A 12,883-nucleotide genomic window follows, 5' to 3' on the forward strand; every position below is an offset into this window, starting at 1 on the left:
CCGTTGCTCGAGCGACTCCCTCGTTTGTGGGATTCCTGACCCTCCCGGCGACTGGAACAGTCCCTCTGCGTTGTTGCGGGGGCTGACAAGAATTACGCGATCGCACACTTGCGGCGATACGGCGCACGCCGCCCCCTCCTCCACGCACGAAGCCGGATTCGACATCCACGTGGAACCACAAGGAGGAAGCCATGAAGAATGCAAGCATCCTGCGCACGGCAGCCGTCGTGCTGGTGCAGGCCTGCACTTTTGCGAACGCCGCCGACGACCAAGGCGTCAACGACTACGCGAAGGCGCACTGGAGCACCGCCAATTCCTGCGTCCCGTTCGTCAGGAAATACCAATCGGTGTGCGGCAACGATTTCTCCGCAGACACGGATGCTCAGGCCTATGACATTCGGGCCACTGGCGAGGGATGTAGTGCGGTCACACAGAACCAGCACCCCGCCATACAGAAGGGCGACGTGATCACGGTTCATCTGAGCCAGGTCTTCATCAACGAGTTCGTCGAGCGCGGTGCCAGTCTGCTCGGCTTCAAGAAGCGCGGCGAGATCGCCATCGTTGCGCGCATCGCAGAGCAAGACGCCCAGACCGATTTCGATTTCAGTGTTGCCGGAAGGGATCGTGGCCGCCTCATCTACTACTCGGAAGGCGTCGCGCCTGGGCAGTACCTGAATTTCAGCCAGTTACCCATCTACGGGCCCATCGAATACCACGGCAAGCCCCTGCTCCTGGAGTTCTACATCATGGAGCTCGACATCAAGGAGAACACGGAGATCTCGGGCCTGCTCACCGCAGCGGCCAGCCTGGGCGCCGTGGCCTATCCGCCGGCATCGCCAGTGCTGAAGGTGCTCGACACGATCGGCGGCGGCTTGCTCAAAGCCAACAAGAGCGACATCGAGTTCAAGTACCACGCCTCGTTGCTCCCGGGCGCGGAGCAGATCAATTCACTGCATTCCGGTCGGCTGGAATACGGCAACTACGCGTTCGTGCGCATGCCATTCGCGGACTCGGGTGGCTCTGGGAGCAGTTCTACGCATCCCTGGACACGCTGGTGGTTCAACCAGAAAAATGGGCGAATCTACGAAGACGCGACATGCAATTCAGTGCTGAAGAATCGCACCTACCTCACGGTGCAGATCAATCGCGCCAAGGAGGAGGCCACGCTCGACCCCGCCAACACCTTCGCTGCATTTACCGCCAAACTCTCTTCCGAGGCCCAGGCTTCCACCGCCGAGCGCGTCGCGGTCATCGATGCGCTGAAAGCCAGCGTCAACAAGAACCAGCGCTATCGAGACGCGAAGAAGTTGATCGATTTCGCACAGAGCGTGAAATGGCCCGACGGCACCAAGAGTGACAAGAAGGCCCTGGATGCGGTAACCGTCAATGCGCTCGCTGCGGTTGCAACCAAGATCGAAACATCCTCGACTCAATTGCGCGACCCCCAGCAGCGCGACAAGGCGGACTTCGATGAATCGCAAATACAGGTGCTCGTCGATGCACTGTCGCGGCTCTCCGGCAAGCGCTACTCACCGCAAACCTTCAAGGCGAGCGATCTGAAGTTGGAGCTCGAGAAAACCTGACACTGGCACTCCACGCCAGCGTCCCCAGGAACCGAAATCAGTTCGCGCTCAAGTCCATGAGCATCCGCGACAGCAAGTAAAGCCGCGGCACCACGCTCTCGACCTCGGCGTATTCCTCCGGCGTGTGGATGCCGCCGCCCACGATGCCGAAGCCGTCGAGCACCGGCACGCCGACACCGGCCACGAGGCTCGCGTCCGCGGCGCCGCCGCTGCTCTCGATGGTGAGCTTCTTGCCGATCTCGCCGTAGATGCCCTCGGCCATGCGCACCAGCTTGTCCGACGCGGGCGAGCGCGGCATCGGCGGCAGGCCGCGCACGAGGCGCACGCGCACCTCGGTCTCGGGGATGAGCTTGTTCTGCGCGATGCGCGTGAGGTCCTTCTCGACGCGGTCGAGCTCCTCGGGCGTGGCGGCGCGCACGTCGCCCTTGGCGCTGGCCGACGCGGGAATCACGTTGGTCGGTCCGTTGGCCGTGAGCACCGTGAAATTGACCGTGGTCTTCTTGGCCGCATCGGCCACCTTCGACAGTTGCAGCACCTGGTGCGCGACTTCCATGGCCGCGTTGCGGCCCGCCTCGGGCGCGACGCCCGCGTGCGACGCGAGCCCCTTCACCTCGATGAGCGCCGTGGCCGAGCCCTTGCGCTCGACCACGAGGCCGTCGGCCGGGCGACCCGGCTCGAGGTTCAGCGCCACGTCGTGCTGCTTGGCCACGCGCTCGATGAGCGCGCTGGTGCCGACCGAGCCCGTCTCTTCGTTGGTGTCGATCAGGAAGGTGATCTGGCCGTAGTCCTTGAAACCGATCTTCTGCAGGATCTTCAGCGCCTGCAGGCCGGCCACGACGCCGCCCTTGTTGTCCATCACGCCGGGGCCGTAGGCGCGGCCGTCCTTGATGTAGAAGGGCTTGGCCGCGGCCGTGCCGTCCTTGAACACGGTGTCGATGTGGGCCAGGATGAGGATCTTCTTCTTGCCCTGGCCGGTCAGCGTCGCGACCAGGTTGGTGCCCGGGTGCGGCTCGGCGGGAAAGCTCTCGATGCGCGCGTCGAGCTTGCGCAGCTCGTCCGCGACCATCTCGCGCACCTTGGCCAACCCTTCGGTGTTGGTCGAGCCGGAGTCGATGTTGACCATGCGCTCCAGCAGCTGCAGCGTCTCGTCCTTTTGCTGCGTGGCGGCGTCGAGCACGCCCTGGTGCGGCTTCTGGGCCATGGCGTTGACGGCGAGCAAGGCACTGGCCAGCACGGCGCCCTGGCAGGCGGCGCGCGTCCATGAACGCGGGGTGGAGCGAAGGTGCATGAGGAAGCCTGTTCTTTCTGTTGTGGAGGTTCGTTCGAAGCGAACCCCACACTAGCACCCGCTTCGCGAACGGGTCAAGCCGCGAGGCTCGGCGCCGGCGCCTCGGTGGCCTGCGCGATGCGCCCGGCCTTCATGTGGACGATGCGGTCGGCCACATGAAAGTAGCGGTCGTCGTGCGAGATGACGACCAGCGAGTGTCCCTTGGCGCGCAACTCGGGCAGCAGCTCGGTGTAGAACAGATGGCGAAAGGCCGGGTCCTGGTCGGCCGCCCATTCGTCGAACACCAGCACCGGCCGGCCTTCGAGGTACGCATGCACCAGCGCCAGCCGCTTGCGCTGGCCGGTCGACAGGTCGGTGGTGCTGAAGGCGCCGTTCTTCACCGACACCTTGTGCGCGATCTCCAGCCGTCGCAGGTAGGGCAAGGCGGTCTCGGGCAGCGCCTGGTGGCCGCCCTCTTCGCCGGCCACGAGGTCTTCGAACAGGTAGAAGTCGGAGAACACGGTGGTGAAGAGCTGGCGGTAGTCGTCGCGCGTCTCGGGCGTCACGGCCTTGCCGTCGAGCAGCAGCTCGCCCGCCACCGGCGCGTAGAGGCCCAGCAGCAGCTTGATGAGCGTGGTCTTGCCCGAGCCGTTGTCGCCGACGATGAAGACGATCTCGCGGCGGCCGATGCGCAGATCCACCGGGCCGAGCACGAAGGGCTCCGCGCCCTCCACCGCCGGGAACGCATAGCGCGCGCCGCGCAGCTCGATGGCGTCGTGCAGCACCGGCGTGGCGGGCGGTGCGTGCAGGTCCAGGTGCGGCTCGGGCGTGGCGAAGCGGGCCGACAGGTCACCGATGCGCTCGAAGGCCACCTTCGCGCGCCCCAGGTGCGGCAGCGCCGCCACCACCTGGTCGAGCGGCCCCTTCAAAAACAACAACACCAGCACGAAGCCGCTGAGCACGACCGGCGCGGTGTCGCGGAACGCGGCCCAGCCGAGGATCAGCGCAATCAGCAAGAAGAACAGCGCCGAGCCGAAGGACGAGGCCAGCACAAAGATGTTGATGGCACGCCGATTGATGTCGTGGATGCGCTCCACCGTGTGCGCCACCTGCTGCTCGTACACCTTGGCGCGGCGCGCGCGGTGCATGCGCAGCTCCTTCGCGCCTTCGCTGATGCCGCGGTAGGCCTTGTGCAGCGCCTCTTCCTGCTCGCGCGCCTTGAAGAAGCCCGAGATGCCGCGCGCATGCGCCAGGCTCTGCACGGTGATGCCCACGAGCAGCGCCCCCAGCAGCAGGCCGAACAGCGGCGGCGAAAGCCACGCCAGGTAACCCAGGCAACCAAGGGAAACGGCCAGCGCGATCATGGTCGAGGCCAGCATGAAGGCCACGTCGCTGATCATGTCGACGTCCTGCGTGAGCACGGGCATCAGGCGGTGCATGCGGTAACGCTCGAGCGCATCGATCGGCGCCGCGAGGATCTTCAGCGCCAGGCTCTTGCGCACTTGCGCCACGAGCCGCTGGCCGACCACGTTGTTCGACATGTCGGAGGTGGCGCGCCCGACCAGCGCCACCACGCACAGGCCGATGAAGGTCAGCAGCAGCCCGCCGGCCAGGCCGCCGGGGCGATGCAGCACCTGGTTGATGGTCGCCAGCAGCGCGACGGTCGCGATGCCCGCGCCGATGCCGGTCACGGTCGACAGCGCGATCCACGGGAAGTAGGGCCGCAACAGCCGGACGAGTTCGGACGCGGGGGCGCTGGCGGGTGTGAGGTTCATGCGGCGGACGGTTCGTTGCAAAGGGAGACGGGCTCCTTGCAATGACGTTCGATGCGACCGCTTGTTTAGGAAACCGAGACCGACGGGCGCCGCCTATTGCAGCAGCGGCTGCGCGCTCGCCTCGCGCGCGGCCTCCACCACCGAGGCGCCCGCCAGCGCCCACAGCGTCAGGGCCTCGTCGAGCGCGCGCACGTGGCCCGGGTCCTGGCCGAGCCAGGCCACGAGCTGCTCGGCGCGCTCGGGCGACGGTGCGTCGTGCAGCTCGCGAAAAAGCCGCCAGGCCATGCTGAAGGCCGGATCGGAGGGACGGTGTCTCGGGAAGCTCATGGGGATTCGCACGCCTGCACTGCTGTCGATGAGTGAGTAGACGCTCCGTGGGGCACGCTGTTTAGGCGCGGGGACTGCGCGGACTAAATTTCCGGCCCGCCGGCGCGTCTTCTGCTGCATGCCTGTGCGCCTTCTTCTTCACGCCACCGTCGGCCCCGCCCCGTGATCCCGCTGCTCGCGCCGATCTTCCAGGGCGAGTGGGCGCCCTACGGCGAAACGCTGGCCTGCGCCCCGCACCCGCCGCCCGACGCCGTGCGCGTGGCCGACCTGCTGGCCGACCCGCCGCGCCTGCTGGCGCTGCTGCGCCTGAAGGCGCGCACGCTGAATATGCCGGAGCGCGACCTGCGCGCGGTCGCTTCCGCCTGGAGCATGAACTACCTTCACGCGCTGCTGCCGCCCGTGGCCGCTGCGGCGAGCTTGCTGCAGCACGGCTTTCCGGTCAGGCCCGAGCAGGTCTGGGTCAGCCTCGACGACGCAGACGGCGACCCGGAGTGCTTCCACATCGTCGAGCTCGGCACGCCGCGCCCCGGCACCGATACGGCCGCGCGCTACGACGTGCTGCTGTGGACGCACCTCGCGCCCCTGTTCGCGCGGCTGACGCAACTCACGCGGCTGGCGCCCAAGATCCTCTGGGGCAACGCCGTGCGCTACCTCGAGCCGGTGCTGGAAGAAGGCCTGCGCATGAGCGGCCAGGCGCCCGCCGTGGCCGCCGACCTCGAGCACCTGCTGCACCGCCCGACCTGGCCGCAACCGTGCGGCGAGGCGCGCGACAACCCGATGTTCATGCCCGCGCGCCGCGGTGTGCGCGTGGCCGACCGCAGCGCCCCGCCGGTCACGCTGCACCGCCAGTGCTGCCTCTACTACCTCGTGCCGCGGCTGGGCTACTGCGGCGCGTGTCCGCTCTCGCCCGAGTTCGAGCGGGAGCGCTGCGCAAGCACCGCCGACTAAACATCCGGCCGCAGCCCGCGTCTTCCTTCTGCATCCCACATACATCGACCACACCCCGGAGGTTTTGCTTGACCGCCCACGACACTGCATGGCGCTTTCACGCGCATCCCGAAGGCCGGGTGCTGGACGTCCGGCTGGAAGGCACCGCGCTCAAGGTGACGCCGCACGACGGCGACCGCCATGGCAGCACCTGGGCACTGCGCGCGCAGCCCGGCACGCCGCGCCTCGAATGGCTGGGCGCCTGCGCCGGAGAGCCTGACGAAGCGCACCTGCTGGCGGCGATCGAGGCGGCCTTCCAGCGCCACCCGGCCGCGCGGCAGCTTGCGCTGCAATCGCCGCTGCCGACCGGCACGCGGCTGGTGGACGCGGGCATCGTCACGCCGGCCGAGGGCGCGCTGCCCACGGTCGCGCGCGAGGCCTTCTGGCAATGGCCGCGCGCCTGGCTGCCGCAGCCGCGCGAGCCCTTCGCGCAGCGCTTCGTCGTCACGCAGGGCAAGCGCCATCCGCTGCGCCCCGCCAAGCCGCAGGGCACGGTGTACCGCCGCCACATCCCGTGGCTGGGTAAGACGCTCACGCTCGACACGGTCGACATCGAACGCGACCTGCCCGCCTTCCACCGTTGGATGAACGACCCCGTGGTCGCGCATTTCTGGGAAGAGGAAGGCGACCTCGCGCGCCACCGCCAGTACCTGGAAGGCATCGCGGCCGACCCGCGCGTGACCGGCCTCGTCGGCCGCTTCGACGGCGAGCCTTTTGGCTACTTCGAGGCCTACTGGGCGAAGGAAGACCGCATCGCGCCCTTCTACGACGCGGCCGACCACGACCGCGGCTGGCATGCGCTGGTGGGCGAGGCGCGCTTTCGCGGCAAGCCCTTTCTCACGGCCTGGATGCCGTCGGTGTCGCACTACCTGTTCCTGGACGACCCGCGCACGCAGCGCCTGGTGATCGAGCCGCGCGCCGACAACGAAAAAATGATCCGGAGCCTGGGCCGCTGCGGCTACGCCCATGTGAAGGAGTTCGACTTTCCGCACAAGCGCGCCCTGCTGGGCGTGCTGTGGCGCGAGCGTTTCTTCGGCGAGGCGCTGTGGATTCCGCGCGCCGACCCCACCGCCGCTTCGCCGGCCCCGGCTCGTCGACACGAGCCATCCCTGGAGGACATCCATGCAAATCCATGACCTGATCGGCGTCGGCTTCGGCCCGTCCAACATCGCGCTGGCCATCGCGCTCGACGAGAAGCGCCAGAAGGGCCACTTCGTCGATGCGCTGTTCATCGAGAAGCAGCCGGGCTTCGTCTGGCACCGCAACATGCTGCTGGACAACGCGCACATGCAGATCTCGTTCCTGAAGGACCTGGCCACGCTGCGCAATCCGTCCAGCCGCTTCACCTTCCTGAACTACCTGCACGAAAAGCAGCGCCTGCAGGACTTCATCAACCTCAAGACCTTCTTCCCGAGCCGCCACGAGTTCAACGACTACCTCGGCTGGGCCGCGGCGCAGTTCGAAGACCGCTGCGCCTACGGCGAGGCCGTGTTCGAGGTGGTGCCCGAGATGAAGGGCAACGAGGTCTCGCTGCTGCGCGTGCGCTCGCGCGATGCCAACGGCGCGGTGCGCGAGCGCCTGGCGCGCAACCTGGTGGTGAGCGTGGGCGGCGTGGCCAACATCCCGGCGCGCTTCCAGCCCCTGCGCGACGACGGCCGCGTGTTCCATTCGAGCACCTACCTGGAGGCCATTGCCCGCCACCCCGGCGCCGACCGCATCGCCATCGTGGGCGCGGGCCAGAGCGCGGCCGAGATCTTCATGGACCTGCAGTCGCACCCGGCCAAGCCGCAGGTCGACCTGATCATGCGGGCGCGCTCCATCAAGCCCTCGGACGACAGCCCGTTCGTGAACGAGATCTTCAACACCGACTTCACCGACTTCGTGTTCAACCGCTCGGTGAACGAGCGCGCCAAGCTGCTCGAGGAGTTCTGGCACACCAACTACGCCGCGCCCGACCTGGAGCTGATCCAGCAGATCTTCAACGTGTTCTACCGCCAGCGCGTGGCCGGCTCGGCGCGCCACAGCTTCCTGCGGCGGCACGAGGTGTCGGCCGTGCGCGCCGCGCAGGACGGCATCCACCTGTCGCTGCACGACCTGAACACCGGCGCGCGCCACGACAAGGCCTACGACGCCGTGGTGCTCGCCACCGGCTACGCCCGCGACGCGCACCGCACGCTGCTGGCACCGCTGGCGCCCTACCTGGGCGATTTCTCGGTCGACCGCGACTACCGCGTGCAGAGCACGCCGGCGCTGCGCCCGGGCATCTTCCTGCAGGGCGCCTGCGAGACCAGCCACGGCCTGAGCGATACGCTGCTGTCGGTCACCGCCATCCGCTCCGACGAGATCGGGCAGGCGCTGCTGAACGCCACGCCGCGGCACACGGCGCAGGCCCCGCAGGCCCCCGCCGCGGAGCGCCCCGCCCACGCCGCGCCCGTGGTCTAGCCACGGAAACGCCAGGCTTCGGTGCTACACTCAATAAGAATAGTTCTTATTCACCCCATCCCCGGGGTCACCGAAGCCAGCGCCCTCGCCTCCTCTTCACCGGCGCGCACCAGCCATCGGCCCAGGGGTCCTTTGTCGATGCTTGCGAGAAGGCGACCGGATGCGCGACCTCGTCCAGGAACTTGTGTCTCACTACGCGGACTTGCGCCGGCAGCTCACGCGCGACCTGCGCGACCCGCACCATGCGGCCGACATCGCGCAGTCCAGCTTCGAGCGCGTGTACACGCACACGCTCGGCCTGCGTGACGGCGCCGCCATCGAGTCGCCGCGCGCCCTGCTGTTCCGCGTGGCGCGCAACCTGTGCATCGACGAAGCCCGCCACCGCAAGGTGGCGCAGGAGTGGGCCGTCTCGCATGCCGTCGTGGGCACGCACCTCACGGCCCCCTCGTCCGAATATGTCGTGGCCCAGCACCGCGTGCTGCGCCGCGTGGTGGAAACCATGGAACAGCTGCCGCCGCGCCGGCGCGAGGTGTTCCTGCTGTTCCGCGCCTACGGCCACTCGCGCGCCGAGATCGCGCAGCGCCTGGGCATCACCGAGATGGCAGTCGCCAAGCACCTGCTGCGCGCCACCATCGACTGCTCGCGCGTGTTCGCCGAGCTGCGCCAGGAACTGATCGAGCCGCAGGCGGTGAACAGCCACGCGGGTTTCGACACCGCACTGGCCGAAGACTTTTCATGAGCCGTGCGGCCACAGCGGTCGTTCCGCGTGAACGGCTGATCGAACGCGCGCTCGCGCTCATCGTCGAGGACGAGATCGCGCCGCCGAGCCCGGCCGCCAACAGCGCCCGGCTCGCGCTCGACCAGTGGCGCACCCGCTCGCCCGAACACGCCGCCGCCGTGCGCGAGGCACGCGAGCGCTGGAACGCGCTGGGCGGCATGGCCGACGACCTGCGCGCGCACTTCGACGAGCCCGTGCCCGCACCGGCCCCGCGCAACCCCTCGCGCCGCAAGCTGCTGCTGTCGGTCGCCGGGCTGCTCGGCGCCGGCGTGGTCGCCGGGCGCGGCGTGCAGTGGTACTGGCAGCAGCCCGTGTTCCAGGCGACGTACCGCACACCGAACGCGCGGATGCTCAAGGTCACGCTGGCCGATGCCGCCGATGCCTCGGCCGGCAGCCGCCTCGACCTGGCGCCCCAGAGCGCCGTCGACGTCACGCTCTACCGCCGCCGCCGGATGATCGACATGGCACGCGGCGAAGTCCGCTTCGACGTGGCGCCCGACGCCGAGCGGCCCTTCGTGGTGCGCACGCGCGAGGCCATCATCGAAGTGGTCGGCACCGCCTTCACCGTGCGCGACCGCGGCGGCCCGATCACCGTGGGCGTCGAGCACGGCCATGTGCGCGTGCAGGTGCTGCGCCATGCCGGCACCGAACGCAGCGGCGAAGTGGTCGACCTGCGCGCCGGCGACATGCTCGAGGTGCGCGACGGCCACGCCGACCCGGTGCGCCAGGCCGACACCGCCGCCCTCTCGGCCTGGCGCGACGGCTGGCTGGTGTTCGACAACACGCCGCTGGGCGACGCGCTGGCCGCGGTCAACAGCTACCGCAGCGCGCCCATCGTCGGCGCCGACGCCCGCATCGACGCGATGCGGCTCTCGGGGCGCTTTCGCACCAACGACTCGGCCGGCCTGCTCGACGCGCTGCCGGCCATCCTGCCGCTGGTGGCGGTGGCCCGGCCCGACGGCAGCGTGCGCCTGCAGGCGCGCTGACCCGGGCGTGCCCGCCGGCGCGCCGCTCCCTTTTCCCGCTCGTTTTCGGCCCGCATCGACGCGGCGGCCGATGCCTTGTCACGGGCCTGTCTCTCTTTTTCGAGTTCAAACGTCTTACATCCAGAAGCACCCCGCATCCGATCGACGGCTGCGGCGCGCCCCCGTTTTCATGCCGCACCGATTTATTTGTCTGGAGCCTTCACCCATGCGTTTCTCGCCTCGCCACCGACTCCTGAGCGCCGCGCTTGCCGCCGCCTTCGGAACCGCCCTTGCCAGCTGGAGCGGCCTCGCCGCAGCCCAGGGCGCCGACCAGGCCGCTGCACAAGCACGCGACATCAACGTCCCCGCCCAGCCGCTGGGCGCCGCGCTCAACGAGCTGTCGCGCCAGACCGGCGTGCAGGTGCTCGCCGCGGGTGACGTGGTCTCGGGCCTGGCCGCACCGGCCGTGTCGGGCCGCCTGAGCTTCCAGCAGGCGCTCGACCGCCTGCTGGCCGGCAGCGGCCTCGTGGCGGTGCGCAACGGCCCCACGCGCGTCACCATCCAGCGCCAGAGCACGGCCGGTGCGTCCACGCTGCCGGCCGTGACCGTGGCCGCGCAGGCCGCCACCGACGGCATCACCGAAGGCACCGGCTCGTACACCACGCGCGCCGCCGCCGGCGCCACGCGCATGGACCTGTCGCTGCGCGAGACGCCGCAGTCGGTCAGCGTCATCGGCCGCCAGCAGATCGACGACCAGAACCTCGTCACCCTCGAGGACGTGCTGCGCCAGACGCCCGGCATCGTGGCCGACCGCAACGACGAACGCGTGACCTTCTCCTCGCGCGGCTTCGCCCTGAGCACCATGATCGACGGCGTGCCCACGCTGGGCTTCAACAGCGTGGCCGGCGAGTCGAGCATGATCAGCACCGCCTTCTACGACCGCGTCGAGGTGATCCGCGGCGCGGCCGGCCTGCTCAACGGCGTGGGCTCGCCCGGCGGCGCCATCAACCTCGTGCGCAAGCGCCCGACCTCGGAGTTCGCAGGGCACATCTCGGGCGGCATCGGCAGCTGGAGCCGCTACAACGCGGAGATCGACGTGGGCGGTCCGCTCAACGCCGACGGCACCGTGCGCGGCCGCTTCATGGCCTCGCGCACCGACGGCAAGAGCTTCATCGAGAACAAGAAGCGCAGCGAAGACGCGCTGTACGGCATTCTCGAAGTCGACCTCGCGGCGGGCTCGCGCCTGTCGGTGGGCTTCGAGCACCAGAAGACCGCCATCGACGGCGCCAACTACGGCCAGAGCCCGCTGTTCTTCAGCAACGGCCAGCGCACCAACCTGCCGCGCTCGTTCAACTCCAGCGCCCCGTGGAGCTACTGGGACATGTACAGCGACAAGCTGTTCGCCAACCTCGACCAGCGCCTGGGCGCGGGCTGGCAGCTCAAGGTGGACGCCAGCTACCTCAAGAGCAAGCGCGAGCGCGCCTCGGGCGACCTGAGCATCTACCGCGCGATCAACGCGCGCACCGGCGCCTCCACCATCGACATCCGCGAGAACCCCGCCGAAGGCGCCAACAAGGCCCTCGACGTGCACCTGAAGGGGCCGTTCGAGGCCTTCGGCCAGACGCACGAGGCCGTGGTGGGCATGAGCTACAACACCTACGACGCCACGGTCTACACGCGCGGCGCCGTGCCGCGCATGATCGACCGCCGGCCGCTGAACTTCTACCAGCTGCAGAGCTTCCCCGAGCCGACCTCTTTCTCGTACCCGCTGTACACGGCGCCGCTGAACACCACCGAGAAAGCCATCTACGCCTCGACCCGCCTGAAGCTGGCCGAGCCGCTGTCGCTCATCGTCGGCGCGCGCGGCACCTGGTACAAGTCCGACGCGTCCACGCTCGACTGGACCACCTGGCGGCGCACCGGCGTGAGCGCGATGCGCGAGAACGGCGTGGTCACGCCCTACCTGGGCGTGGTGTTCGACGTGAGCAAGGAACTCTCGCTGTACGGCAGCTACACCGACATCTTCCAGCCCAACACGGTGCGCGACCGCAACAACTCGCTCATTGCACCGCAGCGCGGCAAGAACATCGAGCTGGGCCTGAAGGGCGAGCACTTCGGCGGCAAGCTCAACACCAGCGCCGCGATCTTCAAGACGCGCGAGACCAACCTGGCCGTGATCGACACCGGCGCCGGCTCGCTGCTGCCCGACGGCGGCATTCCGTACCGCGCGGTGCAGGGCGCCAAGAGCAAGGGCTTCGAGCTCACCGCCGCCGGCGAGGTGCTGCCAGGCCTGCAGATGCTCGCGGGCTACACCTACCACGCCAAGCGCGACGCCGACGGCGTGCTGCTGAACCCGCAGTACCCGCGCCGCCTGTTCCGGGTGGCCACCAGCTACCGCCTGCCGGGCGAGTGGAGCAAGCTCACCGTCGGCGGCAGCGTGAGCTACCAGAGCGGCATCTACTACGACGAGTTCAACGAACTCGGCCGCGCCTCGCAAGGCGGCCTGACGCTGTTCGGCCTGATGGCGCGCTACGACATCAACAACCGCCTGAGCGCCTCGCTGCACATCGAGAACCTGGGCGACAAGCGCTACTACAACGGCCTGGGCGCCTACAACGGCTACACGCAGGGCAACCCGCGCAACGCCTGGCTGAAGCTCAGCTACAAGCTCTGACGCGCACCAACGAAATGAAATAGGGCGGCACCGGCAGAAGGTGCCCTTGACGCACGGCCCGGCTTCCGGGTCGTGCGTTTTTTTA

10 protein-coding genes are annotated in these 12,883 nt (G+C 68.8%); 7 read left to right on the forward strand and 3 right to left on the reverse strand.

Features of this window, described 5'->3' with window-relative positions; genetic code table 11:
- Nucleotides 1–191: 191 nt before the first annotated feature.
- On the forward strand, nt 192–1,583 hold the full coding sequence (locus AC07Y4_RS13870; RefSeq protein WP_495274701.1) for a hypothetical protein: 1,392 nt from the start codon (nt 192–194) through the stop codon (nt 1,581–1,583).
- 37 nt (nt 1,584–1,620) lie between these two features.
- On the opposite strand, the gene AC07Y4_RS13875 is transcribed toward AC07Y4_RS13870, so the two are convergent.
- The 3 genes from AC07Y4_RS13875 to AC07Y4_RS13885 form a co-directional block, all read right to left on the reverse strand.
- A complete protein-coding gene (locus tag AC07Y4_RS13875) occupies nt 1,621–2,871 on the reverse strand; it encodes a glutamate carboxypeptidase (RefSeq protein WP_062469846.1) in 1,251 nt (416 codons plus the stop codon).
- Nucleotides 2,872–2,945: 74 nt separating this feature from the next.
- Nucleotides 2,946–4,625: a cyclic peptide export ABC transporter gene (locus AC07Y4_RS13880; protein ID WP_495274702.1), complete on the reverse strand. Its 1,680-nt coding sequence runs from the start codon at nt 4,623–4,625 to the stop codon at nt 2,946–2,948.
- A gap of 93 nt (nt 4,626–4,718) precedes the next feature.
- Complete coding sequence (locus AC07Y4_RS13885; RefSeq protein ID WP_495274703.1) at nt 4,719–4,952, reverse strand: hypothetical protein; 234 nt, start codon at nt 4,950–4,952, stop codon at nt 4,719–4,721.
- Nucleotides 4,953–5,114: 162 nt separating this feature from the next.
- Between AC07Y4_RS13885 and fhuF the strand changes: the two genes are divergently transcribed.
- The 6 genes from fhuF to AC07Y4_RS13915 all read left to right on the forward strand — a co-directional run bounded on the left by fhuF (nt 5,115) and on the right by AC07Y4_RS13915 (nt 12,798).
- Complete coding sequence (fhuF, locus tag AC07Y4_RS13890) at nt 5,115–5,900, forward strand: siderophore-iron reductase FhuF (protein ID WP_495274704.1); 786 nt, start codon at nt 5,115–5,117, stop codon at nt 5,898–5,900.
- A gap of 68 nt (nt 5,901–5,968) precedes the next feature.
- Nucleotides 5,969–7,075, forward strand: a complete 1,107-nt coding sequence (locus tag AC07Y4_RS13895; RefSeq protein ID WP_495274705.1) for a GNAT family N-acetyltransferase — start codon at nt 5,969–5,971, stop codon at nt 7,073–7,075.
- Complete coding sequence (locus AC07Y4_RS13900; RefSeq protein WP_495274706.1) at nt 7,062–8,381, forward strand: lysine N(6)-hydroxylase/L-ornithine N(5)-oxygenase family protein; 1,320 nt, start codon at nt 7,062–7,064, stop codon at nt 8,379–8,381. The genes AC07Y4_RS13895 and AC07Y4_RS13900 overlap by 14 nt, the downstream gene beginning before the upstream one ends.
- A 160-nt stretch (nt 8,382–8,541) precedes the next feature.
- Nucleotides 8,542–9,120, forward strand: a complete 579-nt coding sequence (locus AC07Y4_RS13905) for an RNA polymerase sigma factor (RefSeq protein ID WP_159275880.1) — start codon at nt 8,542–8,544, stop codon at nt 9,118–9,120.
- Nucleotides 9,117–10,145 carry a FecR family protein gene (locus AC07Y4_RS13910; RefSeq protein ID WP_495274707.1) on the forward strand — a complete coding sequence of 343 codons (1,029 nt, stop codon included), beginning with the start codon at nt 9,117–9,119 and terminating at the stop codon, nt 10,143–10,145. The genes AC07Y4_RS13905 and AC07Y4_RS13910 overlap by 4 nt, the downstream gene beginning before the upstream one ends.
- Nucleotides 10,146–10,350: 205 nt before the next feature.
- Nucleotides 10,351–12,798, forward strand: a complete 2,448-nt coding sequence (locus AC07Y4_RS13915) for a TonB-dependent siderophore receptor (protein WP_495274708.1) — start codon at nt 10,351–10,353, stop codon at nt 12,796–12,798.
- The last annotated feature ends 85 nt before the right edge of the window (nt 12,799–12,883 follow it).

The organism is Variovorax sp. GW460-12-1-14-LB1 (genome assembly GCF_059423605.1).